The organism is Taklimakanibacter deserti (assembly GCA_003574785.1).
The window spans coordinates 273,733-297,574 of the sequence record QORU01000008.1 but is presented as its reverse complement, the minus strand read 5'-3'; the positions used below and the strand labels follow the sequence as shown (position 1 = coordinate 297,574).

22 protein-coding genes are annotated in these 23,842 nt (G+C 63.5%); 15 read left to right on the top strand and 7 right to left on the bottom strand.

Annotated elements, in window-relative coordinates; translation table 11 throughout:
* Positions 1-13: 13 nt before the first annotated feature.
* A complete protein-coding gene (locus DS839_RS18755) occupies positions 14-445 on the top strand; it encodes a potassium channel family protein (RefSeq protein WP_119271973.1) in 432 nt (143 codons plus the stop codon).
* A gap of 57 nt (positions 446-502) precedes the next feature.
* On the opposite strand, the gene DS839_RS18750 is transcribed toward DS839_RS18755, so the two are convergent.
* The 4 genes from DS839_RS18750 to DS839_RS18735 all read right to left on the bottom strand — a co-directional run bounded on the left by DS839_RS18750 (position 503) and on the right by DS839_RS18735 (position 6,133).
* Complete coding sequence (locus DS839_RS18750) at positions 503-1,330, bottom strand: 4-(cytidine 5'-diphospho)-2-C-methyl-D-erythritol kinase (protein WP_119271972.1); 828 nt, start codon at positions 1,328-1,330, stop codon at positions 503-505.
* A 1-nt stretch (position 1,331) separates the two neighbouring features.
* The gene (locus DS839_RS18745) at positions 1,332-3,065 is read right to left on the bottom strand and encodes a tetratricopeptide repeat protein (RefSeq protein ID WP_119271971.1); all 1,734 of its coding nucleotides are present in this window, start codon (positions 3,063-3,065) and stop codon (positions 1,332-1,334) included.
* Positions 3,066-3,282: 217 nt separating this feature from the next.
* Positions 3,283-4,317, bottom strand: a complete 1,035-nt coding sequence (locus tag DS839_RS18740; protein ID WP_119271970.1) for a pilus assembly protein TadG-related protein — start codon at positions 4,315-4,317, stop codon at positions 3,283-3,285.
* 178 nt (positions 4,318-4,495) lie between these two features.
* Positions 4,496-6,133, bottom strand: coding sequence for an electron transfer flavoprotein-ubiquinone oxidoreductase (locus DS839_RS18735; protein ID WP_368911739.1), 1,638 nt, complete (start codon positions 6,131-6,133; stop codon positions 4,496-4,498).
* 180 nt (positions 6,134-6,313) lie between these two features.
* Here DS839_RS18735 and DS839_RS18730 point away from each other — a divergent pair, with 180 nt between their 5' ends.
* The 8 genes from DS839_RS18730 (at position 6,314) to DS839_RS18695 (ending at position 13,480) form a co-directional block, all read left to right on the top strand.
* Positions 6,314-7,141 carry a uracil-DNA glycosylase gene (locus tag DS839_RS18730; protein ID WP_119271968.1) on the top strand — a complete coding sequence of 276 codons (828 nt, stop codon included), beginning with the start codon at positions 6,314-6,316 and terminating at the stop codon, positions 7,139-7,141.
* 239 nt (positions 7,142-7,380) lie between these two features.
* Positions 7,381-7,929 (top strand): molybdenum cofactor biosynthesis protein B, encoded by a 549-nt coding sequence (gene moaB, locus DS839_RS18725; RefSeq protein WP_119271967.1) that lies wholly within the window; start codon positions 7,381-7,383, stop codon positions 7,927-7,929.
* Positions 7,930-7,935: 6 nt separating this feature from the next.
* Positions 7,936-8,667 (top strand): prolipoprotein diacylglyceryl transferase family protein, encoded by a 732-nt coding sequence (locus tag DS839_RS18720; protein WP_368911724.1) that lies wholly within the window; start codon positions 7,936-7,938, stop codon positions 8,665-8,667.
* On the top strand, positions 8,664-10,094 hold the full coding sequence (locus DS839_RS18715) for a radical SAM protein (protein WP_119271966.1): 1,431 nt from the start codon (positions 8,664-8,666) through the stop codon (positions 10,092-10,094). Before DS839_RS18720 ends, DS839_RS18715 begins: the two co-directional genes overlap by 4 nt.
* A 10-nt stretch (positions 10,095-10,104) precedes the next feature.
* On the top strand, positions 10,105-10,371 hold the full coding sequence (locus DS839_RS18710) for a hypothetical protein (RefSeq protein ID WP_119271965.1): 267 nt from the start codon (positions 10,105-10,107) through the stop codon (positions 10,369-10,371).
* A 280-nt stretch (positions 10,372-10,651) separates the two neighbouring features.
* Positions 10,652-11,440 carry a transporter substrate-binding domain-containing protein gene (locus DS839_RS18705; RefSeq protein ID WP_119271964.1) on the top strand — a complete coding sequence of 263 codons (789 nt, stop codon included), beginning with the start codon at positions 10,652-10,654 and terminating at the stop codon, positions 11,438-11,440.
* Between the two features lie 54 nt (positions 11,441-11,494).
* Positions 11,495-12,631: a PA0069 family radical SAM protein gene (locus DS839_RS18700; protein WP_119271963.1), complete on the top strand. Its 1,137-nt coding sequence runs from the start codon at positions 11,495-11,497 to the stop codon at positions 12,629-12,631.
* A gap of 12 nt (positions 12,632-12,643) precedes the next feature.
* The gene (locus DS839_RS18695; RefSeq protein ID WP_119271962.1) at positions 12,644-13,480 is read left to right on the top strand and encodes an isocitrate lyase/PEP mutase family protein; all 837 of its coding nucleotides are present in this window, start codon (positions 12,644-12,646) and stop codon (positions 13,478-13,480) included.
* Positions 13,481-13,926: 446 nt separating this feature from the next.
* On the opposite strand, the gene DS839_RS18685 is transcribed toward DS839_RS18695, so the two are convergent.
* On the bottom strand, positions 13,927-14,187 hold the full coding sequence (locus tag DS839_RS18685) for a type II toxin-antitoxin system prevent-host-death family antitoxin (protein ID WP_119271960.1): 261 nt from the start codon (positions 14,185-14,187) through the stop codon (positions 13,927-13,929).
* Between the two features lie 131 nt (positions 14,188-14,318).
* Here DS839_RS18685 and rnhB point away from each other — a divergent pair, with 131 nt between their 5' ends.
* From rnhB to DS839_RS18670, 3 genes are all read left to right on the top strand, one after another.
* The gene (gene rnhB, locus DS839_RS18680) at positions 14,319-14,963 is read left to right on the top strand and encodes a ribonuclease HII (RefSeq protein WP_119271959.1); all 645 of its coding nucleotides are present in this window, start codon (positions 14,319-14,321) and stop codon (positions 14,961-14,963) included.
* Positions 14,964-15,098: 135 nt separating this feature from the next.
* Entirely contained in the window at positions 15,099-16,205 is a 1,107-nt protein-coding gene (locus tag DS839_RS18675) for a site-specific DNA-methyltransferase (protein WP_119271958.1), read from the top strand.
* A 3-nt stretch (positions 16,206-16,208) separates the two neighbouring features.
* The gene (locus DS839_RS18670) at positions 16,209-16,697 is read left to right on the top strand and encodes an arsinothricin resistance N-acetyltransferase ArsN1 family A (protein ID WP_119271957.1); all 489 of its coding nucleotides are present in this window, start codon (positions 16,209-16,211) and stop codon (positions 16,695-16,697) included.
* On the opposite strand, the gene mutY is transcribed toward DS839_RS18670, so the two are convergent.
* Positions 16,669-17,769 carry an A/G-specific adenine glycosylase gene (gene mutY / locus DS839_RS18665; RefSeq protein WP_438816531.1) on the bottom strand — a complete coding sequence of 367 codons (1,101 nt, stop codon included), beginning with the start codon at positions 17,767-17,769 and terminating at the stop codon, positions 16,669-16,671. The genes DS839_RS18670 and mutY overlap by 29 nt on opposite strands.
* Before the next feature lie 10 nt (positions 17,770-17,779).
* On the opposite strand from mutY, the gene DS839_RS18660 reads away from it, so the two are divergent.
* From DS839_RS18660 to smc, 3 genes are read left to right on the top strand one after another with little or no spacing between them, the layout of a single operon-like run.
* Positions 17,780-18,256: a DUF721 domain-containing protein gene (locus DS839_RS18660; RefSeq protein WP_162918653.1), complete on the top strand. Its 477-nt coding sequence runs from the start codon at positions 17,780-17,782 to the stop codon at positions 18,254-18,256.
* A 43-nt stretch (positions 18,257-18,299) separates the two neighbouring features.
* Positions 18,300-18,920: a DsbA family protein gene (locus DS839_RS18655; RefSeq protein WP_119271954.1), complete on the top strand. Its 621-nt coding sequence runs from the start codon at positions 18,300-18,302 to the stop codon at positions 18,918-18,920.
* Between the two features lie 45 nt (positions 18,921-18,965).
* Positions 18,966-22,421 carry a chromosome segregation protein SMC gene (gene smc / locus DS839_RS18650; RefSeq protein ID WP_119271953.1) on the top strand — a complete coding sequence of 1,152 codons (3,456 nt, stop codon included), beginning with the start codon at positions 18,966-18,968 and terminating at the stop codon, positions 22,419-22,421.
* Here smc and DS839_RS18645 read toward each other — a convergent pair whose 3' ends face one another.
* Positions 22,422-23,807, bottom strand: coding sequence for an AmpG family muropeptide MFS transporter (locus tag DS839_RS18645; RefSeq protein WP_119271952.1), 1,386 nt, complete (start codon positions 23,805-23,807; stop codon positions 22,422-22,424).
* Between the last annotated feature and the right edge of the window lie 35 nt (positions 23,808-23,842).

The window sequence follows — 23,842 nt, the reverse complement described above, 5'->3', positions numbered from 1 at the left end:
CACGGAGGTTATCATGCTGCGCCAGCTGCTTCTCGCCGGCCTGTTGATCGCCATTACCATCGCCGTCCAGGCGCTCTTCATGGCTTTTGGACTGCGACGGTTCAGGTCGATCGAGCAGCACCACCCTGCCATTCTGGCGCGCTGGCCGACCGCCGTGACGGTCATTTGGATTTTGTATCTCCTGCTGCCGATTGTTCTCGACGTGGTGGTGTGGGCGATCTGTTACGACCTGAAGCAAGCCTTGCCGACCTTTGAGCAAGCGCTCTATTTCTCGATCGTGACATTCACCACCGTCGGTTACGGCGACATAACACTGGGACCCGACTGGCGTGTGTTGGCTACGTTCGAGGCCGTCAATGGCTGGATCATCTTCGGCTGGGCGACGGCGTTGATCATGGCGGTCATCCAGCGGCTGTATTTTCGCTCCGATGCTTCGAGAGGATGAGGAAAGAAAGGTAGAGGTTTCTCTTCCGCCACGTAAGTAAAAGCGCGAGCGCAGCGTTTAGCCGATCATGGTCGGCACGACCCACCATTGCGGATGAGTCTGGGAAATGCGCCGTGCCGCTTCCTTCGCCGCCTCCCGGGATGCGAAAATGCCAAAGCACGTCGCGCCCGATCCCGACATGCGGGCGAAACGCAAGCCGGCCTGGACGCTCAAGCCCGCCATCACCTGGCCGATGACCGGCGCCGAAGCGAGCGCCGACACGGTGAGGTCGTTGCGGCATGAGGCCAGATCCATGGGCGTCGTGAGGCCGGCAAAGGCCTTGTCGCCGGGCTTCAAGGCAAGCCTCGCGAAAACATCCCTGGTCGCAAGCTCAAGGCCGGGATTGACCAGCACGGCCGGCATCGGCTCGATGTCGTCCAGTAAGTCGATGCGCTCGCCAATCCCTTGCATGCGGCAGGCCTTGCCGACGAGGCAGACCGGCACATCGGCGCCAAGGCCGCAAGCGAGCTTCCCCAGATCATCGCTGACGCCGGCGAGCGATGCGAGCGCCCTGAGGCAGGCGGCGGCGTCAGCCGATCCGCCGCCGATGCCGGAAGCGATCGGCAGGTTTTTTTCCAGCCTGATGCGGTAGGTGCGCGACGGATAGGCCGCGGCAAAGGCACGAGCGGCCTTCAGCACCAGGTTGTCCGGCGCGGCCTCGAGACCTTCCGCAAAGGGGCCCGCAATATCGAGGCGCCAGTCGGGGGCCTCCTCGAAGGTCAGGCGGTCGGCGACCTGGGCAAAGGCGACGATGCTGTCGAGCTCGTGATAGCCGTCGTCTCTGCGGCCAAGCACATGCAGCGCCAGGTTGACCTTGGCAGGCGCCAGCTCCGTATGAGGCAAAATATCAGCCGTTATTGCCGCCGGCGCTGTTCTGCGCCGGAGTCACGGGCGGCTCGTCGGCCAGCCCCTCTTTCAGCTTCTTGTCGATGCGCGCCAGGTCTTCGGGCTCGGGCTTGTTGTCCTTGGCATGCTGCCATTGGAAGCGGGCCTCGAGCTGGCGGCCGACGCGCCAATAGGCATCGCCCAGATGATCGGCGATCACCGGATCCGAAGGTTTGAGCTCGACGGCGCGCTCCAGCTGCTTGACCGCCTCCTCATATTCGCCGAGGCGGAAATGCGCCCAGCCGAGGCTGTCGACGATATAGCCGTCATTCGGCTTGAGCTCGACCGCCTTGCGCACCATCGCGATCGCCTCGTTGAGATTGAGCTTCTTGTCGACCATCGAATAGCCGAGATAGTTGAGCACCATCGGCTGATCGGGCTCGAGCTGGAGGGCTTTGCGGAAATCGGCCTCGGCCTTGTCCCACTGCTTGGTGCGCTCGAAGGAAATGCCGCGATAGTAGAAGACCGTCCAGTTGTCGCGCGTGGGCACGCCGAGGAGAGCAATGGCCGCGTTGTAGGTGTCGGCCGCAGGTGCGAATTCCTCGTTGTTGCGGTAGAGATTGCCGAGCGTCACCAGCGCTTCGTAGTCCTTGGGGTCCGCCTGGGTCAGCGCCTTGAGCCTCGCCTTCGCCTCATCCTTCTTCTCGAGCCTTTGCAGGTTGACCGCGACCTCGAGCTCGGCATTGGGCTTGAGCACCGAGTTCTTTTCGATTGCGTCATAGGCATCGATCGAGCGCTGATAGCTGTTCATGCTTTCATAGATGTCGCCGAGCAGCGTCAGGTTGATGTTGCGATCGCCGTCGATGGAGAGAGCGAGCTGGGCATAGGCCAGCGCTACATCGAGGCCCTGGTCGTCGGAGAGCGCGCTCGCCACCGAGAACAGCGCTTCGCTCATGCCGGCCTGCGGTGTCTTGATGAAAGCTTGCGGCTTGACGCCCTTGTTCAGATTGTCGAGCGACTGGCCTACCAGCGGATTCTTCTCGGCCGTCGAGAGGAACTGCTCATAGATCTTGCGCGCCTCGTCCTTGTGCCCGTTGCGCTCGAGATAGTTGCCATAGGCCTGGACGACGCGCAACGAATTGCCGGCCTGGGCATAGGCCTTCTTGTAGAAGCTTTCGGCGCGCAAGGAGGTGCCGAGATAATCGGCGATGAGGGCGCCGTGATAGGCTTTGAAATTCTCGAGCGACTCGTTCTGGTCGAGCTTGTCGAGCGCGTTGAAGGCCGCCGCCTGGTTGCCCTGGGCGGCATAGGTCCAGGCGGAGAGGAGTGCCGAGGTCAGCTCGCCGATCGGCGTATAGGCCGCCTTCTTGAAGTTCTCGCGCGCCCGCTGATAGCGCTTCAGCCTGACATCGCGCAGGCCGAGCACGAAACGCGCCATGCGATGCTGGCTGTTGAAGGAGAGGACCCGCTCGGCATAGTCCTCGGCGCTGGCGATCTTGCCTTCCGACAGGTCGAAGACGAAGACCCGCTCGATGAGCACGGCATTGTTGGGATCATCGCGCAGAGCCTGCTGGAAATACTGGCCGGCGGCGTCCATGTCGCGCTGCTTGCCGGCGAAACGGCCCGCCAGATAGCTGCCGGAAAGCGAGCTCCCCTCGATGTCGAGTTCTTCATAACCCGCATTCGCGGGAAGGGCGGCAAAGATGACGAGGCCAGCGGCCAGGGCCGGCAGCATCCGGTGCAAGGTCTTGATCATTAAAGCGGAACTCTTTCCGATCGCATCAGGGCTAAGGCTGGCGATTCAGGACATAAAATGAGGTTTTTTCACGATTGCCGCAAGGGGCATTGCGAGCATAGGGCGGCAAACCCCAAGAAAAAGGGGGCATTTCGCCAGGAAACGCCCCCAGGATGCAAGCCGACCTGAGGTGGTGGAGAGGGTCACTTGCTTGATATCGACGCCGTCGCGCTGGCGGCTATTTGATCAGCGCCACCTTTTCAGTGCCGCCGGCCTTCACCGTCGGGCATTCCATGACGATCCGGATATCGTTGTAGTCGCGGTCGGAGCCGCCCTTCTCGGGCGGGCGGTCTTCCCAACCGTAATAGAGGAACTTTCCAGGCGCGCAGGCGCCCGTCTTACTATTATCCGGCGTCCGGTTCGGACCTTCCGGAAGCGTGCCGCCATCCTTCGGGAGCTGGCAGGCGCTCCGGCTGTCGCAGAGCACGGTTTCGAGCAGGCTGTACTCGAGAGCGTAGCTTTCCTTGCCGCCGGTGATGACCGTGTCGGTGTAATAGTCGTAGTGCTCCGCCTTCGGATCATCCCATTTCGACTTCTGGGTCCGCGCGTTGCGCACATTGTGGAGACGGAAGCTCAGGGTTTCCTTGGGTCCGCATTCCGGCATTGTGTAGTTGTATTTCGTCAAGGCGTTGTCGGCGACGGCCGTCATCTTCGTCCGCCTCTCGGACGCCTTTTTCTTCTCGCTGTTGAAGCAATAGACAGAGACGCGGTTGTAGTCGGCGGCATCCGGATTGAGGTCGGTGAGAACGGGCGGCTTGTATTCGAGCACCGGCTCGGCATAGCGGGCCACCGCAGCGACGCTCACTTTCATCGTCTTGGAGAAGCCGGGCACGGCCGCGAGCAGCGACACGGGCACGGTGGCGCTCGCATCGACGCCGAAATCCGTGGCCGACAGCCATTTGCCCTGAACGGAGACGTCGCTGACGCCCGCTCCAAATCGCGATTTCGTGTGCCCCTCCGCTGCCGTCGCCCATGTCGCATCATTGGCCGAGGGCCCGCCGACGGCGGCGCCAAGGGCCGCGGCATCGGCCTCGGCCTGCAGGTATGAACGCACGAAACTCGCATGCGAATAATCGATGGCAACGCCTCCGGCCGCACACAGCGGAATGGCGGCAAGAGCTGTGATGACGGCGACATTGCCCCGCGCGTCGCTGGTGAAGCGCCGCCGCAGCGCGCTGCCTTTGATTGTCATGGCCTTCAGGTGATGTCTCATGGCTGTCCCGGTCGCGAGGCGCTCTTCGCCTGCGGGGCAAGCTATGCAAAGACCGTTCCACAGACCTTGCCGGTTTAATTAAAGTTTTAGGCAATCGGGCATTGTCGCCCGCATCTTTAGCGCCTTGGCTAAATGGCGCTGAAGGCGCGCGAAGAAGAATCGCAGTCTTTTCCTAGATCTACATGTTCGGATAATTGGGGCCTTCGCCGCCTTGCGGCACCACCCAGTTGATGTTCTGCGAGGGATCCTTGATGTCGCAGGTCTTGCAGTGCACGCAGTTCTGGTGGTTGATCTGAAAGCGCGCATCCTTGCCTTCCTCACCCACCACCTCATAGACGCCGGCCGGGCAATAACGCTGGGCGGGCTCGGCCCATTTGGGCAGGTTGACCGCGATCGGCACCGTCGGATTGATGAGCTTGAGATGCGGCGGCTCGTCCTCTTCGTGATTGGTCGCCGAGAAAGCCACATTGGTGAGCCGGTCGAAGGAAATGACGCCGTCGGGCTTGGGATAGTCGATCGGCTTCATCTCGGAGGCAGGCTTCAGCGTCGCGTAATCGGGCTTGCCGTGCTTCCAGGTGCCGAGGCCGAAGCCGAAGAGCTGGTTGAGCCACATATCGGCGCCGCCCAGCGCCAGCCCGCCGATAAGGCCGAGCTTCGACCACATCGGCTTCACATTGCGCACCCGGCTCAGATCCTTATAGACCCAGGATTTCTCGTAAGCCTTCTCATAGTCGGCGAGCTCATCGCCGGCGCGGCCGGCCTTGATCGCCTTGAAGGCCGCCTCGGCCGCCAGCATCCCGGTCTTCATCGCATTGTGCGAGCCTTTGATGCGCGGCACATTGACGAAGCCCGCCGAGCAGCCGATCAGCACGCCGCCGGGGAAATAGAGCTTTGGCACCGACTGCAGGCCGCCCTCGGTGATGGCGCGCGCGCCATAGGCGATGCGCCGCCCGCCGCGCAGCACCGGCTCGATCAAGGGATGATGCTTGAAGCGCTGGAACTCCATGTAGGGATAAAGATGCGGATTGTCGTAGTTGAGGTGTACGACGAAGCCGATCGACACGAGATTGTTCTCGAGGTGGTACATGAACGAGCCGCCGCCCGCCTTGAGACCGAGCGGCCAGCCCATCGTATGCGTGACCTGCCCGGGCTTGTGCTTCTCGGGCAGCACCTCCCACAGCTCCTTCATGCCGAGGCCGAATTTCTGCGGCTCCTTGCCGGCCGAGAGACTGAACTTCGCGATGATCTCCTTGGCGAGCGAGCCGCGCACGCCTTCGGCAATGAATACATATTTGCCGAGGAGCTCCATGCCGGGCTGGAAATCGGGCTTGCGCGATCCATCCTTGGCGATGCCGAAGACGCCCGCGACGACGCCCCTGACGGAACCGTCCTCGCGATAGAGCACCTCGGAACAGGCGAAGCCCGGATAGATCTCGACGCCCAAGGCTTCGGCCTGCTGCGCCAGCCAGCGGCAGACATTGCCGAGCGAGACGGCATAGTTGCCGTGGTTGTTCATGAGCGGCGGCATCATGATATTGGGCAGGCGCACAGCGCCCTGCGGACCCAGGACATAGAAGCGGTCTTCGTTGACCTCGGTGGTGAGCGGCGCCCCCTTCTCCTTCCAGTCGGGAATGAGCTCGTTGAGCGCGATCGGATCGACCACGGCGCCGGAGAGAATATGGGCGCCGACCTCCGAGCCCTTTTCGAGGACACAGACCGAGACCTCCTGGCCGGCAACCGCTGCGAGCTGCTTCAGCCGGATCGCGGCGGCAAGCCCCGCGGGCCCCGCGCCCACGATGACGACGTCATATTCCATGGCTTCGCGCTGGACGTCTTCCACAGTCTCTCGTCTCCCAATTTCAACCGGCTTCGCCTGCGCGACCGGCCCTTGCTTTTCGCATAACCTTCTATGGCTACGATGGTTTCCGGCCTGTTATAGTGGCAAGAGGCAGGGGCGCAAGCCACCCTTTAAGACATCGGGAACGCTGAGTGCGACATGAAGGCAGCTGAAGCAGCGGCCATGATCGAATGGCTGGTCGAGATGGGAGCGGACGAGATCATCGGCGATCGGCCGGTGAACCGGCTCGTCGCGCCCAAGCCAAAGCCTGAGCCCGAGGCCAGGAAGCCCGCCCCCGCCCCGATCCTCCGGCCCCAAACGGTCATCGGAGAGTTCCGCGGCGGCCCGCTTCCCGCGCAGTCCTCGGGAACAAGCGATGCCGCACAAATGGCGGCCGAATGCGGTACGCTCGCCGAGATCGAGCAGGCGCTCATGCGTTTCGACGCCTGCCCGCTCAAGAAGACCGCGACCAATCTGTGCTTCGCCGACGGCAACCCGCAAGCGCAAGTGATGCTCATCGGCGAAGCGCCTGGCCGCGACGAAGACATCCAGGGCAAGCCCTTCGTCGGCCGCTCCGGCCAGCTCCTCGACCGCATGCTGCAGGCGATCGGCCTGTCGCGTCGCGGCGAGACGCCTGAGACCTCCGTCTACATCTCCAATGTCATCTTCTGGCGGCCGCCCGGCAACCGCACGCCGACCGACCAGGAAACCCTCATGTGCCTGCCCTTCCTCAAGCGCGCCATCGAGATCAAGCAGCCGCGCCTCCTCGTCTGCCTCGGCGCCACGCCGACGCAGCGCCTGATCGGCAAATCGGAAGGCATATTGAAGCTCAGAGGCCGCTGGTTCGACTTCGCTGCCGGCCACGGCAGCATCCCTTTGCTGGCGACGCTGCATCCCGCCTATCTGCTGCGCCAGCCGGCGCAGAAGCGTCTCGCCTGGCGCGATTTCCTGTCCCTCAAGCAGAAGCTCAACAGCGATGCCCACTAATGCTACGACGAAATCTCCCGCCGCCGCCGAAGGCGGGGAGGGTGGCGCGCGGAACGCGCGACGGGTGGGGTGTCCCCACAAGAAAGATCTCTCAAGGAAGGCATTTGCAAGCTGCTTAAGCCGATCGTTGAGTACCTCCGGGCGGAGACACCCCACCCGGCCGCCCTTCGGGCGTTCTCCCTCCCCGCGCTTCGCGCGGTGGAGGGAGAATGGTGCGTCACCCTTCGAGCGGCGCTGACATGGCCGAAGCCCGGCAAGACCGTCCGTTCGTTCCGGTGCGCATCGCGGTGCTCACTGTGTCGGACACGCGTACGCCTGAGACCGACAAGTCGGGCGGCGTGCTCGCCGAGCGGATCGCCGAGGCCGGGCACAACTTGAGCGACCGCCGGATCGTCAAGGACGACATCCGCGCGATCCGCGCCCAGGTGCGCAAATGGCTCAAGCGCGAGGATGTCGATGTCGTCATCTCGACCGGGGGCACAGGGCTCACCGGGCGCGATGTGACGGTCGAGGCGATGCGCGGCCTGTTCGAGAAGGAGATAGAGGGGTTCGGCACCGCCTTCCACATGATCTCCTTCCAGAAGATCGGCGTCTCGACGGTGCAGTCGCGGGCCACCGCGGGTGTGGCCAAGGGCAAATACATCTTCTGCCTGCCGGGATCGCCTGGCGCCTGCCGCGATGGCTGGGACGGCATCCTCAAGAGCCAGCTCGACTACCGGCACATGCCGTGCAACTTCGTCGAGATCATGCCGCGGCTCGCCGAGCACATGCAGCGGCGCAAGGGCTGAGGCGAAGTGATCATCGAGAGCGCCTCGGGCACGACGGTCCATACCGCGTTCGATCTTGTCGCGGCGCTGGCGGCCACGGGCATGACCCTTGTCGTCTATCGCTGGCGGCTTTCCCATGCCGCGGCGCGGATCGAAAGCGCGGGCCTCTTCTATGCCGTGGCGCTCATCGCCGGCGCCGTCATCGGCGGCTTTGGCGCGGGCACGCTCAATCTCTGGCTCTCGGGACTCGCCGGCGCCGGTCGCAGCATCGTTGGTGCGCTGGCCGGCGCCATCGCCGGCGTCGAGCTCTACAAGTGGAAGAAAGGCATAACGGGATCGACGGGACTCATCTTCGTAGCGGCCTTCGCCACGAGCGTCGCAGTGGGCCGCTGGGGCTGTTTTCTTTCTGGCCTGGGGGACGAGACCTATGGCACACCCACGGCACTTCCCTGGGGCCACGACTTCGGTGACGGCGTCATGCGCCATCCGGTGCAGCTTTATGAGTCCTTCACCATGGCCTTATTCCTCGTGGTGGCCCTCATTCTCATCGGCAGACGGGACGCGTGGTTCCTGCGCTGCGGCTTTTACGCGATGGTGCTCGTCTATGCCGGGCAGCGCTTTCTCTGGGAATTCCTCAAGCCCTATGGAACGGTGCTAGGCCCCTTCAACCTCTTCCATTTCATCTGCGGTGGACTTGTGATCTATTCCGTCATTATGATCGGCAGAACGCAGGCGGAGGGAGCGGTGCACAGGCCATGAATGCCCCGCTTCGCAAGATAGCGCCCTACATCTTCTACGGCCAGACGACCTCGATGTGCGGCGTGTGCATGGCGCTGGTCCCCGCCAAGATCATCATCGAGGGAAACCGCGTCTATTATCTCAAGCGCTGCAAGACGCATGGCGTCGAGAAGACGCTCGTCTCGACCGATGCCGCATATTACAAGCTCTGCCACGATTACCTGAAGCCCGGCGACCGGCCGCTCACGGCGCAGACCCGCACGGAGCTCGGCTGTCCCTATGACTGCGGCCTCTGTCCCGATCACGAGCAGCATTCCTGCCTCGCCCTCATCGACGTGAACGAGACCTGCAATCTCACCTGCCCCGTCTGCTTTGCCGATTCCTCCGTGCACCGGACGGCGCACCGCCCGTTGGCCGAGATCGAGCGCATGATGGACGCGCTGGTCGCGAGCGAGGGCGAGCCCGATCTCCTTCAGCTATCGGGCGGCGAGCCCACCATCCATCCGCAGATCATCGAGATCATCGAAGCGGCGAAACGGCGCCCCATCCGGCACATCATGCTCAACACCAACGGCATCCGCATTGCCCAGGAGCCGGATTTCGCCAAGCGCCTCGCCGCCTTCAAGCCCGGCTTCGAGATCTATCTCCAGTTCGATTCGCTGCGCGCGTCCGCGCACAAGGAGCTGCGCGGAGCCGACCTCACCCGGATCCGGAAAGAGGCGCTCGAGGCCCTCGAACGGGAGGCGATCTCGACCACTCTCGTCGCCGTCGTGAAGAATGGCGTGAATGACGACGAACTGGGCGAAATCATCCATTTCGCCCTGCAATGGCGGTGCGTGCGCGGCATCACCTTCCAGCCCATCCAGGATGCCGGCCGCAACGAGGATTTCGATCCCGCGACCGACCGCATCGTGCTCTCCGACATCCGGCGCAGAATCATCGAGGCGGGAACGCCGTTCGGAGCCGGCGACATCATTCCGCTGCCGTGCAACCCCGAATCCATCGCCATCGGCTACGCCCTCAGGAAAGGCCGACAGATAGCGCCGATCACTTCCTTCTTTCCGAGGGACATGCTGGTCGAGGCCTTGCCCAATGCCATCACGTTCGAGAAATATCCGGAACTGCACCGGCAGGTGCTGGACTTCTTCTCGCTGGCGACGGCCGAGTGCAACAATCCGGAGAAGCTCGCGGCACTGCTCTGCTGCTTGCCGGAAGTGCCGATGCCGGAAGGCATGGGCTATGAGAATATCTTTCGTGTCGCCATCGTCGAATTCATGGATCGCCACAATTTCTGCCTGTCGCGCGTAAAGCGCTCCTGCATCCATTTCGTGACGCCCACGGGACAGATCATCCCGTTCGAGACCTACAACATGTTCTACCGCGATGAAGCGGCGCGAGCGAGGATGGCAAGGTCGCTGGGGTTGGCGTCGAACAAGGTCGGAACCTGAGGGTCGCACAATGCACATTGTCCTCATCATCTTCGGCGTGCTGCTTCTCCTTTTCGGCGGCGGCTGCACGCTTATCGTGCTCTTTCTGATGGTCAGTGAACCGAACCGCATCGGGAGCGCCCTTCAGGAAATGGCGCCTTTCTGGATACCGCTTGGCTTGCTGCCGCTGGTCATAGGCTGGCTGCTGTTCCGTTGGGGCGTGAGGTCGCGCCGAGCAAGCTTGCTGCGCCGAAGCGAAGCCTCGGCTTCGCAGAGGCCAGAGCGCGAGGAGAAATAACGTCGAACCCACGGTTGCGCCTCGACGAGCTGCGTCGGGCAAATGGCAGCGGCGCAAGGGTTGAAACCCTTTATTTTCCTTAACAAAACGATCGCCTCGCCGGCTTCCATCCGATCACACGACGGCCCTCGACGATTTAACCACCCGTAGAGATAATGTCATTTACAAGGCGGCATCTGATTAAATTCTGCCGTATGATGAATCCGGTCACGGCAAGTGCGGTTTAACGTGATCGGCCGGCATAGTGCAGCTCATTCGCGATCCCTTCTGGAGCCGACAAATGCATAAGATGATCAAGGCACTTGTCCTGACCGCCTGCTTCATGGCGCTGCAGACAGGTCTTGCCCGTGCCGAGCTCAAGATCGGCTTCGCCGCCGAACCTTTCCCGCCCTTCAGCTCCAAAGATGCCGCAGGCAAATGGGTGGGCTGGGAGGTCGAAGCCATCGAAGCCGTCTGCAAGGCGATGAAGGAGAAATGCGACTATGTCGAAGTGGCCTGGGACGGAATCATCCCGGCGCTGCAGGCGAGGACCATCGATGTGATCTGGAGCGCCATGGTCATCAATCCGAAGCGCCGTGAAGTCATCGATTTCTCCATGAGCTATTACCGCACCACCTTGTTCATCGTCGGACCCAAGAATGGCGACCTCGACGTCAGCCCAAAGCGTCTTGCCGGCAAGACCATCGGGGTTCAGGGCGGCACCGTCTCGTCCAAATATGCCGAAGAGAAATACAAGCCCGCCGGCGTCGAGATCAAAACCTATGGCACCCAGGATGAAGTGAACCAGGACATCGGCTCGGGCCGGATCGACTATGCGATCGGCAGCGCTGCGGTGATGACGGGCTTCGTCAAATCGGAAGCGGGCCTCGCCTGCTGCGAATACAAGACCAATGTCGACGACCCTTCCGTGGTCGGCGAAGGCATCGGCGCCGGCATCCGCAAGGGCGACAAGGACCTCAAGACCAAGCTCGACGCCGCCATCAAGGAAGTGGCGAAGGCGGGCGAGTTCGACCGGATCACCGGCAACTATCCCGAGCTCAAGGACGTCATCGCCACGCCCAAGCCATAGCCTGATTTTTATCCGTTCTTGATTTGTTCATGGAGAACGCCTATATGTACTCGCATGACCACGCTCATCGACAGACGGCAGACGTCGGGCCTTGACCCCTCCGCCTTGGGGGGTGGCCGCTATGCGACCTTGCCGCAGCAGCAGCGCGGTCGTGGCGCTCTTCTCAATATGCCGGGACGCTACGAGAAGCACGGCACCACGGTGTTCGACGACGGCTGGCAGACGCTCGAAGAGCTGCCGCCGCTCAAGACGACGGTGTTCGAGGAAACGCCGAAGAAGATCATCACCACCAACGATTCGCCCGATATCTCCTTCCGGCAGTCGATCAATCCTTATCGCGGCTGCGAGCATGGCTGTTCCTATTGCTATGCGCGGCCCACCCACGCCTATATGGGCCTGTCGCCCGGTCTCGATTTCGAGAGCAAGCTTTTCGCCAAGACGAATGCGGCGCAATTGTTGCGCGCTGAACTGTCGAACCCGAATTACGAGCCGATGACCATAGCACTCGGCGCCAATACCGATCCCTATCAGCCGATCGAGCGCGACTACCGCATCTCGCGGCAGATCCTCGAGGTGCTGTCGGAGTTCAACCACCCCGTCGGCATCGTCACCAAATCGGCGCTGGTCCTGCGCGATCTCGACATCCTCGCCGACATGGCGAAGCGCAATCTGGTGAAGGTCGCGGTCTCGGTGACGACGCTCGATCCCAAGCTCGCGCGCACCATGGAGCCGCGCGCCGCCACGCCGCCGAAGCGGCTCGGCACCATCGAGGCCCTGTCGAAAGCGGGCGTGCCCACCGTCGTGATGTCGGCACCGATCATCCCGGGCCTCAATGACAGCGAGATCGAGAACATCCTCAAGGCCGCCTACGCGGCGGGTGCCCGCGAGGCGGGCTATGTCGTACTGAGACTTCCGCTCGAAGTCAGGGACATCTTCAAGGAGTGGCTCTGTACGGCGCTGCCCGATCGCGCGGCGCGCGTGATGTCGCTCATCCGGCAGACGCGCCAGGGCAAGGAGAACGACGCCACTTTCGGCCGGCGCTTCACCGGCACGGGTCCCTATGCCTGGTCGATCGGACGGCGTTTCGAGATGGCGGCGCAGAGGCTCGGCTACAATCGGGTGCGCCGTCAGCTGGCTACCGACGATTTCCGGCGGCCGCCCATGCCAGGAGAACAACTCAAGCTTTTCTAAAGAGGGGTAATCATGATCTCTCAAGCCGAAAAGGGCAGGACATTCGCGGCTTTGCATGAGGAGCCCGGCGCCTTCGTCATCCCCAATGCCTGGGACGCGGGCAGCGCCAGGCTCCTGCAGAACCTGGGCTTCCCGGCAATTGCGACGACGAGCGCGGGCTTCGCCTTCACCATCGGCAAGCCCGACGGCACAGGTGCCGTCACCGGCGCAGAGCATCTCGAGAATGCGCGCCAGATCGCGCAGGCGACGAGCCTGCCGGTTTCGGCCGACCTCGAAGGCGGTTTCGGCGATGCGCCCGAAGACTGCGCCAGAACGATCCTACTTGCTGCCGAAGTCGGTGTCGTCGGCGGATCGATCGAGGACTGGACCGGGCGCAACGACGACCCGATCTATGATTTCGACGCTGCGGTTGCGCGGGTTGCTGCCGCGGCGCAGGCGGCAAGAAGCCTTCCCTTCACCTTCACGCTCACCGCGCGCGCAGAAAATTTCCTGTGTGACCGGCCTAATCTTGCCGACACGATCATGCGGCTGCAGGCCTTCCAGGATGCTGGCGCCGATGTGCTTTATGCGCCCGGACTGACGCGCCCGGACGATATCGAGACCGTTGTCAAGGAAGTCGACAAGCCGGTCAATGTGGTGATGGGCCTGCAGGGCACCCCGCTCAGCGTCGAGGACCTGACCCAGCTCGGCGTCAAGCGCATCAGCGTCGGCAGCGCCTTCACCCGGGCAGCGCTCGGGGCCTTCCTGGCAGCCGCGCGCGAGGTGCAGACGAAGGGCACCTTCAGCTTCGCCGAGCAGGCGACGCCGCATGGGGAACTCAACGCGATCTTTGCCGCCTGGCCGAAGTAGTGAGAAAACGGATCACTCGGTGCGAGGGACTCGCTGCAGCCGTCGGGTGTGATGGGCGTGCAGAATTCGTTCGCGCAAATGAGCGAAGAACCGGGGCGGCAGCATACCATAGTCGAGACGACGCGATGTCGAGTGGGGAACAGGCTTCAAATCTGGACCGGGCCACAGGAAGTCATTGGTTTCCGTGACGACTATCCATGATGGCGCATCATCCAAGCCGAGATGCGCTTTCAGGGCGACCGGCAGCTCGACCGCGTCTGCTGGATCAAGCGGAGCCGCGTGGGTCACTGGCACAACCGTGACAACTTCCCTGCCCGCAATAACTTGACGAGCGGCAATTATGGCGCAGGGACGATCTTTGCGACCATCTTCCGCGCCTTGGCTGTGTTCTCTTGCCCATAGATATGAATAGGAAATCACCAAGCCTGGCCGTGGCTTCGGTAGGCTCACGGTTTCCAGTCTTCGATGAGCTTATCGAGTTCTGCGAATTCGGCGGGCACAGTGCTGGTGCTGATCGCCCTCAGCGTATCATCGTCAAGGTCCTCGATCTTCCGCGCAATACGGCCCTTTATTACCATCTCAAAAAATGCCGCAGACATGAGGACCGTGTGAGTGCGACCATTCTTCGTAATGGCAACAGGCTCCCGTTGGGCCGCGTCCTGATAGCGCCCCACATTCTGCTGGAACTCGGTCGATGTTACTTTCATATTGTCTATTATATCTAAAATAGATAATTATTGCAATAATGATGTGTCACATTGCGAGACGATCGAGAGTTCCATTTGGATGGCTGAAACGCCGGAATTGACCTCTACGCTGCGGTCGCCAGACTGGCGGCATGAGCCGTGCTGATTCGGTTTTTCCGCATTTCGATTTCGAGCGTGCTGCTCTTGCGCGGGGTCATGCTTGCGTCGCCGGCATCGATGAAGCCGGGCGCGGTCCCTGGGCCGGCCCGGTCGTCGCCGCGGCGGTGATCCTCAATCCCGACGTCCTGCCGCTCGGCGTCAACGACTCGAAGAAGCTCACGCCCGAGAAGCGCGAAGAGCTCTATGACGTTATCCTCTCGGTCGCCGAGGTCGGCGTCGGCATATCCGATGTGACGCTGATCGATCGCGACAATATCCTTCAGGCCACCTATGCGGCGATGATCCAGGCGGTCGCCGGCCTCAAGCGGGCGCCGCACCTCGCCTTCGTCGACGGCAACCGCGCGCCCAAGCTCACCTGTATCACCGAGACCATCATCGAAGGCGACGGCCAGTGCCTGTCGATCGCCGCCGCCTCCATTGTCGCCAAGGTCACCCGCGACCGGATGATGATCGACCTCGACCGCGAATGCCCGGGCTATGGCTTCGCCCAGCACAAGGGCTATGGCACGCCCGAGCATCAGGCGGCCTTGAGCCGCCTCGGGCCCTCGGTGCATCACCGCCGCTCCTTCGAGCCCATCCGCATCCTCTATGAGGCGGCCACGCGGTATTTGGGCTAAGCCGCTCATCGGATTGACTGAAACTCTCCCGCTCGATGCGTCGTTAACCATTTCCCCAGAAGCCGATTCACCCGCGAATCCCTTTGATTCATAAAGGATTCTGTCGAGTGTGTTGCGTTGGTTCTGGGGTGGTCCATGGGGTTCGAGTCGCGGCCTGATCTGAAGCCGCTTTACGATACGGTGCTGATCGGCGACTGCCTGGTCGAGCTGGCCAAGATCCCATCCGGGTCGGTCGATCTCGTCTTCGCCGACCCGCCCTATAATCTCCAGCTCAATGGCGACCTGCACCGCCCCGACCAGAGCAAGGTCGATGCGGTCGATGACGAATGGGACAAGTTCGCCTCCTTCACCGACTATGACGCCTTCACGAACGCCTGGCTCAAGGAATGCCGGCGCGTGCTCAAACCCGACGGCGCTTTGTGGGTGATCGGCTCCTATCACAACATCTTCCGTGTCGGCACGCTGCTTCAGGATCTCGGCTTCTGGATCCTCAATGACGTGATCTGGCGCAAGACCAACCCGATGCCGAATTTCCGCGGCCGGCGCTTCACCAATGCTCATGAGACGCTGATCTGGGCGAGCCGCGAGCAGGCCTCGCGCTACACCTTCAACTATGATGCGATGAAGGCGCTCAATGAGGAGCTGCAGATGCGCTCCGACTGGCTCCTGCCGATCTGCGCCGGACCTGAACGGCTCAAGGACAGCAAGGGCGACAAGCTGCATCCGACCCAGAAGCCCGAAGCCCTGCTCCGGCGCGTGCTGCTCTCGTCCTCCAATCCGGGCGATCTCATCCTCGACCCGTTCTTCGGATCGGGCACCACCGGCGTCGTCGCCAAGCAGCTCGGCCGGCATTTCATCGGCATCGAGCGCGAGAAAACCTATGCCAAGGCGGCCAAGACGCGCATCGGTGAGACGGAAACATTGCCACCCGAGGCCTTGAAGGTCTCGACCGGCAAGCGCGCCGAGCCCCGCATCCCCTTCGGCTCGCTCATCGAGCGCGGCCTGGTCAAGGCCGGTGACACGCTCTGCGACCCGACGCAGCGCGTCGCCGCCAAGGTCAGGGCCGACGGCTCGATCGCCTGCCGCGACGCCTCGGGCTCGATCCACAAGATCGGTGCCCATGTGCAAGGAGCGGAAGCCTGCAATGGCTGGACTTTCTGGCATCTGCGCAAGGGAAAGACGCTGATCCCGATCGATCTCCTGCGCCAGCAGGTGCGCAGCGAGATGGCCGAAGCCGATTGAGCCGTGGCCCGCTTCGTCCGCGCCTGTTCACCGGAAGACGCCGAACGCATCGCGGAAATCTACAATCAGGGCATGGAAGATCGCAGCGCGACCTTCGAAACGGAGCCGCGCTCGGCGCAGCAGATCGCCCCATGGTTCGCCCAGGGCCATCCGGTATTCGGAGCAGGCGAAGGAGATCGCATCCTCGCTTACGCCGCGGCCTTTCCCTATCGCACACGGCCCTGCTACGACGGCGTGCGCGAATTCTCGGTCTATGTTGCCCGCGAGGGGCGCGGACAAGGCTATGGCCGCGCTGCCATGGAAGCGCTCATTGCCGACGCCAGGAAGCGAGGCTGGTGGAAACTTGTTTCCCGCATCTTTCCCGAAAACCACGCCAGCCGCGGCTTGCTCAAATCCTTGGGCTTCCGTGAAATAGGCACCTATGAGAAGCACGCCAAGCTCGATGGCGAGTGGCGCGACGTGATCATCGTCGAGAAGTTCTTCGGCTCGTGACCTCTGTAACGATCTTGCGCATGACCGAGGGCAGCGCTTCTTCGTTCAGTGTCGCGGCCGGCACCCAGCGATAATCACGCGCTGGGAGGGGCGCCTCCAGGCTGATCCGTGCCCGCCAGATGTCGAGCGTCAGATGGAAATGCGTGAATGTGTGCTCTATCCGCTTGCCCGTCCTCTGCCAAGCCGCGGCAAGGGGGGCCTCGGCTTCCGGATGAGTTGAACCCCGGGCAGTCCACTCGGTCGAGGGGATCTCCATCATGCCGCCGAGAAGTCCCTTGTCCGGCCGCTCGCGCAGCAGGACCTTGCCGTCGTCGCGCTCGACCCAGAAGGCGACGCCCTTACGGCGAGGGCGCTCGGCCTTCTCCTTGCGGCGCGGCAATTCATCGGCGATGCCGGCACGCCTGCCGGCGCATTCCTCCGTCCACGGACAGATCATGCAATTGAGGCGCTTTGGCGTGCAGATGGTGGCGCCGAGGTCCATGAGCGCCTGGGCGAAATCGCCGGTGCGGCGCTCGGGCACCATCGCGGCCGTGAGCGCGCGGATGCGCGGCTTGGCGTCGGGCAAGGGCGTCTCGATGGCATGAAACCGCGCCATGACGCGCTCGACATTGCCGTCGACAGCGGCCGCTCGGCGGTCGAAGGCGATGGCCGCAATGGCGCCGGCGGTATAGGGGCCAATGCCCGGCAGGGCGCCTAAAGCCTCTTGCGTGTCGGGGAAGCGGCCGCCCAATTCCTCGGCGACGACCTTGGCGCAGGCATGGAGATTGCGGGCGCGGGCATAGTAGCCCAGCCCAGCCCAGGCCTTCAGCACCTCCTCGCGGGGGGCCGCCGCCAGCGCCTCGACCGTCGGCCATAGCTCCAAGAACTTACGGTAATAGCTCGCGACCGTCGCCACCGTCGTCTGCTGCAGCATGATCTCGGAAAGCCAGACATGATAAGGATCAGGGACTTGGCCCGGCTTTGCCCGCCAGGGCAGATCGCGACGGTGCCGGTCATACCAGGCCAGAAGCCTGTGCGTTTCCGCTTCACGCTTTGGTGAAAGCCCTTGTTCCGCCATGGTTCGTGGCGACATGATCCCTCGCATGCAAACGCTCGACAAGGACTTCCGCGCCCTCACGCGCGCCGCCTTTGCCCGCTATGGTTTTGCCTATGCCGACCTCATCACGCAATGGCCGGCCATCGTGGGGGACGCGATCGCGCAATGGAGCGAGCCTGAGCGAATCAAATGGCCGCGGGCCGGGACGGATGAGCGCAAGCAGGGCGGAACCCTGGTGATCCGGGTGACGCCCGGCCGGGGCCTCGACCTCCAGCATGAGACATCCCGGATCATCGACCGGATCAACGCCTTCTATGGCTATGCCGCCATCGCCGCGATCAAGATCAGGCAAAGCGCGCTCAGCCGGAAAAAGGCTCAATCCCGGGCCTTGCCGCCGCTCGACGCCTCCAAGGCCCAGGCGCTCGAAACCGAGCTTGCAGGGGTGGCCGACCCCGAGCTCAAGGAAGCCCTCAAGCGGCTGGGACAAGGGGTGCTAAGTCCCCGTTCTCCACAGGCAAAATGACCGCTTGGTCACACCCCCCAATATCTAGTAGTCAGGAGACAATATGTACCTAGATCGCCGCCAACTGATTCTCGGGGCCAGCGCGCTCGCCGGCCTTACCGGTCTCGCATCGACCGGCCATGCCGCTATCGACCTGGCCGCCCTCCATGCGCCGCCTGCCGAGGGCGAAATGGCCATGGGGCCGGAAACCGCCAAGGTCACGGTCGTCGAATATGCTTCGGCCTCCTGCCCGCATTGCGCCAATTTCTACAAGACGACCTTCCCGGAGCTGAAGAAGGACTATATCGACACCGGCAAGATCCGCTTCATCTTCCGCGAGTTCCCGCACAACCAGCCAGCGCTCGCCGCCTTCATGCTGGCGCGCTGCGCGCCCAAGGACAAATATTTCCCGCTCATCGACATGTTCTTCATGCAGCAGGACAGCTGGCTCGAAGCGCCGCTCGAAGGATTGCAGAAGATCGCCCAGCTTGCCGGCTTCACCAAGGAAAGCTTCGATGCCTGCCTCAAGAACGAGGCGGTGGCCAAGGGAATCATTGCGGTGCGCGACAAGGCAGAGAAAGAGTTCGGGGTGGATTCGATACCGACCTTCTTTGTCAATGGCGAATTGCTCAAGGGTGAAACTACAATCGATGTGTTCCGGAAGGCGATCGATCCGCTCCTCTAGGGGAGCGCATCGCTTTCCGCATTCTGGACTGCAAGGGGTGGGGTTATGAAGTTCTCGCGACTCAGGCTTTCGGGCTTCAAGTCGTTCGTCGAACCGACGGAATTGGTCATCGAAAAGGGGCTGACCGGTGTCGTCGGCCCCAATGGCTGCGGCAAGTCCAACCTGCTCGAAGCCTTGCGCTGGGTGATGGGCGAAAGCTCCTACAAGAGCATGCGCGCCTCCGGCATGGACGACGTCATCTTCTCCGGCACCGCTCAGCGTCCGGCCCGCAACATGGCGGAAGTGCTGGTGACGATGGACAACACGGAGCGCAGCGCGCCGCCCCAGTTCAACGACAATGAGACGCTCGAGATCTCGCGCCGCATCGAACGCGAGGCGGGCTCGGCCTACCGCATCAACGGCCGCGACGTCCGGGCCCGCGATGTGCAATTGCTGTTCGCCGACGTGTCGACCGGCGCCCGCTCTCCCGCTTTGGTGCGGCAGGGCCAGATCGGCGAGATCATCAACGCCAAGCCGCAGGCACGCCGGCTGATCCTCGAGGAAGCCGCCGGCATCACCGGCCTGCATACGCGAAGGCACGAAGCCGAGCTCAAGCTCAAGGCGGCCGAGCAGAATGTGGCGAGACTCGAGGACGTGATCGGGCAATTGCAGGCGCAATTGTCGAGCCTCAAGCGCCAGGCCCGCCAGGCAGCGAAATACAAGTCGCTTTCCGCCGAGATCAGGCGGCTCGAAGCGACCGGCCTTTACCTCGCCTGGAAGGATGCTGCCGATCACGCCGAGCGCGATGCCAAGGCGCTCGACGAGGCGACCCGCCTTCTCGCCGAACATACGCAGGCCGCCTCAGAGGCGTTGCGCCATCGCGACGAGCTCGGCGACAAGCTGCCGGCCTTGCGTGAGGAAGAGACGGTGCGCGCCGCGGTGCTGCAGCGCCTCACCATCGAGCGCTCCAATCTCGATGAGGAAGAGAAGCGCGCCGAGGCAAGGCGCCGCGAATTCGAGGCCCGCCTCGTCCAGGCAGTGGCCGATCTCGGCCGCGAGGAAGAGACGATCCGCGATACAGAGGGCGTGCTCGAGCGGCTCGGCGGTGAAGAGAGCGAATTGCACGCGGCCCAGGAAAGCGATGCCCAGCACCGCGCAGAAGCCGCGCTCAAGCTGCAGGAAGCCGCAGATGCCCTGGCTCGCGCGCAAGAGACGCTCGATCAGGCCAATCTGCAGCTTTCCGATCTCACCGCCAAGCGCAATGCGGCGCAGCGCGTCATCGACGGCGAGCGCCAGCGCATCTCGCGCTTCGAGCGCGAGGCGCAAGAGACGGCGGCCCGCTTCCAGGCGCTGATGGCGCAATTGGCGCCGCCCGAGGAAGGCGAGCGCCTGGCGCAAGCGGTCGAGACGGCACTCATGGTTGTCGCCCAGGCGGAAGAATCGGCCGGCGAAGCCGAAGCGCAATTGCGCCAGGCTCGGCAGACCGAGGCCGACAGCCGGCAGGCTTTCGATGACGGAAGGCGCAACTGGGAAAAGCTCTCGACCGAAATGCGCACGCTGAGCAATCTGCTGCGCGCCAATGACGGCGATCTGTGGCCGCCGCTGGTCGATGCGATCAAGGTCGAGCGCGGCTATGAGGCGGCGCTCGGTGCCGCCCTTGGCGAAGATATCGACGCCTCCGCCGATGAGGCAGCGCCGGTGCATTGGCGGGGCCTGCCGCCGCTCGCCGTGAGCGAGCCGCTGCCGCAAGGGGCGGAGTCCTTGACCCGTTTCGTCGATGCGCCGCCGGCGCTGGCGCGGCGGCTGTCGCATATCGGCATCGTCAGCCGCGCGCTCGGCCAGGCGCTGCAGAGTGAATTGAAGCCCGGCCAGCGGCTCGTCAGCCGTGAGGGCGATGTGTGGCGCTGGGACGGCTTCACCGCCGCCGCCGATGCGCCCAGCGCCGCGGCGAAGCGGCTCGCCGAGCGCAACCGGCTCGTGGCGCTCGAGGCCGAGACGGCCGAAGCGCAAGCCGGCATGGAGAACGCCAAGACGCTGTTCGACCAGGCTCGCGGCGCGGTCGAGACCTCGGTGCGTGCCGAGCGCGAGCACCGCGAGGCTTGGCGTGCCGCCACATCGGCCGTCGAAGTGGCGCGCCGCGCATTGAGCCAGCATGAGCGGCAAGTGGCCGAGCGCCTGCAGCAGACGGGCGCTCTCGATGAAGCGAAGCGCCGCGTCGAGGCGAACCTTGCCGAAGCCCGCTCGCTCCTCGGCTCGGCCGAGACCGAGCTTGCCGAATTGCCGGCACTCGACGGGCTCGCCGAAGAGATTTCGGGCCTTCGCGATCGCGTCAATCATGAGCGCGCCCTTTATGGCGAGGCGCGCGCCCGCCATGACGGCATCGAGCGCGAGGCGAAGAACCGTGCCGATCGCCTGAAGGCGATCCTCGCCGAGCAATCGCAATGGCAGGAGCGCTCGAAGCGCGCCGCGGCCCAGATCGAGACCCTCACCAAGCGCGCCGACGAGACCCGCGCCGCGATCGCCGAAATGGCGGACCTGCCGCAGCTTTTCGCCGACAAGCGGCTGAAGCTCATGAACACGCTGTCGGAAGCGGAAGGCGAGCGCAGAGCTGCGGCGGACGCGCTGGCCGAGGCCGAGAACGCGGTGCGCGCCGCCGACCAGGCATTGCGCGCCGCCCAGGACCAGGCCTCCACCTCGCGCGAGGACCATGCCCGCCATGAGGCGCGCCTCGAATCATCGCGCGAGCGTCACGCCGAGGCCGAGCGGCGCATCGCCGAAGCCCTGCATTGCGCGCCGACCGAGATCGTCGAAACGGCAGGACTCGAGGAAGGCAAGATGCCGCCTCTCGATGAAGTCGAGCGCAAGCTCACCACCTTGCGCGACGACCGCGAGAGGCTGGGCGGGGTCAATCTCAGGGCCGAGGAAGAGGCCGAGGAAGTCGCCAAGCAGCTCGACGGCCTCACCAAGGAACGCGACGACGTGGTCCAGGCCATCGCCAAATTGCGCGGCGGCATCCAGAACCTCAACCGCGAAGGCCGCCAGCGCCTGCTCGACGCCTTCGGCACGGTGAACGAGAATTTCGGCCAGCTGTTCACCACGCTCTTCGGCGGCGGCAAGGCCGAATTGCAGCTCATCGAATCGGACGATCCGCTGGAAGCCGGCCTCGAGATCCTGGCGCATCCGCCGGGCAAGAAGCCCACTGTGCTGTCGCTGCTCTCGGGCGGCGAGCAGACGCTCACCGCCCTGTCGCTCATCTTCGCGGTGTTCCTGACCAATCCGTCGCCGATCTGCGTCCTGGACGAAGTCGACGCACCATTGGACGACCACAATGTCGAGCGCTTCTGCAACCTGCTGGATGCGATGCTGGAGCGGACCGAGACGCGCTTCCTGATCATCACCCACCATCCGCTCACCATGGCACGCATGCACCGCCTGTTCGGCGTCACCATGATGGAGCGCGGCGTGTCGCAGCTTGTCTCGGTCGATCTCGAAACCGCCGAGCAGCTCGCCGAAGCGGGCTGATCAGACCGCAGGCCCACGCTGAATGACGGCGCCTGACGGATAAAGCCGCATGATCCAGAGCAGGAGCAGCAGGCCCGGTACAGCTAGGAAAGCGGTCAGGCTCCAGAAGGTGAACCAGTCGGTGTTGTCGGCGAGCCAGCCGCTGCCGGAAGACAGCCAGGTGCGGCCCTGCGCCATGAAGGACGTCAGCAAGGCATATTGCGTGGCGGTGAAGGCAACATTGCACAGGCCCGACAGATAGGCGACGAGTGCCGCGCCCGCCGCGCCACCGGCGATGTTGTCGGCCGTTATGGCGATCGCGAGTGCGGGAAGATCATGCGGATAGGCGGCGCACAGCGTGCTGACCAGCGCCTTGGGATCGGCGGCCAGCGCCTCTTTGGCGCAGAGGCCATATTCCGTGCCCCTGATCGCGACATAGGCGAAGGCGAAATTGGTGACGGCCTGCAGGATGCCCCCGATCAGAAGCGCCCGGAACACGCCCCAGCGCGCCACGGCGATGCCGCCAATGAGGGCGCCGACGATCGTCATCCATATGCCCCAGACCTTGCTGATGCTGGCGATCTCGAGCCCGCTATAGCCCATCTCGACATAGAAGGGATTGGCCATTGTGCCGCCGAGCGCATCGCCGAATTTGTAGAACAGGACGAAGAGCAGGATGACGACCCATCCGGTGCGGCTCATGAAATCGGCGAAGGGATCGATGACCGATTCCTTGACCCATTGCACATAGTCGCGCTTGCCGGGCTTCACGGCGACCTTGGGCTCCGGCACGAACAGGGTCAGCACCGCCGAGGCCAGCATGGCGGCGCTCAAGACGCCGAACACCACCGGCCAGGAATAGAAATCCGACATCCCGACGGCGCCGGCGCCGGCGAGAAGCAATCCGAAGCGATAGCCGACCTGGGTGGCGGCCGCCCCCTGGCCTTGCTCGTCCTGAGGCAGCAATTCAATACGATAGGCATCGATGACAATGTCCTGGCTGGCGGACAAAAACGCAACGATGACGGCGATCAGCGCCGTTCCCCACGGATTGACGGTCGGGTCGACCTGGCCCATGGCAAAGATCGCGATGGCGAGCAGCACCTGCGTCAGCAGCAGCCAGCTGCGCCGCCGTCCCAACAGCCGCGTCAGGATGGGCAGCGGCACCTGGTCCATGATCGGCGACCACAGGAACTTGAAGGTATAGGGCGTACCGACCAAAGCGAAGAGGCCGATCGTGGTCTTGTCGACGCCGAGCTTGGACAGCCAGTAGGATAGAGTGGAGAGCGTCAAGAGCAGCGGCAGGCCGGAGGCAAAGCCCATGGCCAGGATGATGAGCATCCGGGGGGTCAGATAGGCCCCAACCGCTTCCCACCAGTTCTTCTTGACACTCACGGTTTCGGCCATCGCATGTCCTCAATACAACTCGCGACTCAAGCTCG

Bases quoted from the DNA above. Each gene is read 5' to 3' on its own strand.
- DS839_RS18755 (WP_119271973.1), top strand. From the start codon at position 14: ATGCTGCGCCAGCTGCTTCTCGCCGGCCTGTTGATCGCCATTACCATC.
- DS839_RS18745 (WP_119271971.1), bottom strand. From the start codon at position 3,065: ATGATCAAGACCTTGCACCGGATGCTGCCGGCCCTGGCCGCTGGCCTC.
- DS839_RS18740 (WP_119271970.1), bottom strand. From the start codon at position 4,317: ATGAGACATCACCTGAAGGCCATGACAATCAAAGGCAGCGCGCTGCGG.
- DS839_RS18735 (WP_368911739.1), bottom strand. From the start codon at position 6,133: ATGGAATATGACGTCGTCATCGTGGGCGCGGGGCCCGCGGGGCTTGCC.
- DS839_RS18730 (WP_119271968.1), top strand. From the start codon at position 6,314: ATGAAGGCAGCTGAAGCAGCGGCCATGATCGAATGGCTGGTCGAGATG.
- moaB (WP_119271967.1), top strand. From the start codon at position 7,381: ATGGCCGAAGCCCGGCAAGACCGTCCGTTCGTTCCGGTGCGCATCGCG.
- DS839_RS18715 (WP_119271966.1), top strand. From the start codon at position 8,664: ATGAATGCCCCGCTTCGCAAGATAGCGCCCTACATCTTCTACGGCCAG.
- DS839_RS18710 (WP_119271965.1), top strand. From the start codon at position 10,105: ATGCACATTGTCCTCATCATCTTCGGCGTGCTGCTTCTCCTTTTCGGC.
- DS839_RS18705 (WP_119271964.1), top strand. From the start codon at position 10,652: ATGCATAAGATGATCAAGGCACTTGTCCTGACCGCCTGCTTCATGGCG.
- DS839_RS18700 (WP_119271963.1), top strand. From the start codon at position 11,495: ATGACCACGCTCATCGACAGACGGCAGACGTCGGGCCTTGACCCCTCC.
- DS839_RS18695 (WP_119271962.1), top strand. From the start codon at position 12,644: ATGATCTCTCAAGCCGAAAAGGGCAGGACATTCGCGGCTTTGCATGAG.
- DS839_RS18685 (WP_119271960.1), bottom strand. From the start codon at position 14,187: ATGAAAGTAACATCGACCGAGTTCCAGCAGAATGTGGGGCGCTATCAG.
- rnhB (WP_119271959.1), top strand. From the start codon at position 14,319: ATGAGCCGTGCTGATTCGGTTTTTCCGCATTTCGATTTCGAGCGTGCT.
- DS839_RS18675 (WP_119271958.1), top strand. From the start codon at position 15,099: ATGGGGTTCGAGTCGCGGCCTGATCTGAAGCCGCTTTACGATACGGTG.
- mutY (WP_438816531.1), bottom strand. From the start codon at position 17,769: ATGTCGCCACGAACCATGGCGGAACAAGGGCTTTCACCAAAGCGTGAA.
- DS839_RS18660 (WP_162918653.1), top strand. From the start codon at position 17,780: ATGCAAACGCTCGACAAGGACTTCCGCGCCCTCACGCGCGCCGCCTTT.
- DS839_RS18655 (WP_119271954.1), top strand. From the start codon at position 18,300: ATGTACCTAGATCGCCGCCAACTGATTCTCGGGGCCAGCGCGCTCGCC.
- smc (WP_119271953.1), top strand. From the start codon at position 18,966: ATGAAGTTCTCGCGACTCAGGCTTTCGGGCTTCAAGTCGTTCGTCGAA.
- DS839_RS18645 (WP_119271952.1), bottom strand. From the start codon at position 23,807: ATGGCCGAAACCGTGAGTGTCAAGAAGAACTGGTGGGAAGCGGTTGGG.